Here is a 266-nt window from a genome sequence, read left to right as displayed (position 1 = left end):
GGTGATATAGGTGATGCTTTAGGTTGCTTACCTTGTCGCTCATCTCTTAATTGCCGAACCCACTTATCCATGGTTGATTTGCCCACATTCATGGCTTGAGCCGCTTCAACAATTGAGTAATTCTGGTCTAGTACTAGTTGTGCAGATTCGAGTTTAAATTCTGCACTAAACAGCCTTCTTGTACGTTTTTTCATAGTGTCACCTGTTAACTTATGAGGTGATGATATCACCTCTAACTAGGTGGCCAAATTCACCGTACCACTACA

1 protein-coding gene is annotated in these 266 nt (G+C 41.7%); it reads right to left on the bottom strand.

Annotation, left to right across the window (positions count from 1 at the left end; all coding sequences use genetic code 11):
- Window positions 1–194, bottom strand: a 194-nt coding sequence (locus AB4135_RS22040; RefSeq protein ID WP_371995555.1) for a transposase, incomplete at its 3' end; no start/stop codon positions are given.
- Between the last annotated feature and the right edge of the window lie 72 nt (window positions 195–266).

The sequence above is a fragment of the Shewanella sp. 10N.286.54.B9 genome (assembly GCF_041468565.1).
GTDB lineage: Bacteria > Pseudomonadota > Gammaproteobacteria > Enterobacterales > Shewanellaceae > Shewanella.
The sequence above is the reverse complement of the archived record's forward strand: the minus strand, read 5'-3'. Positions and strand labels throughout refer to the sequence as shown.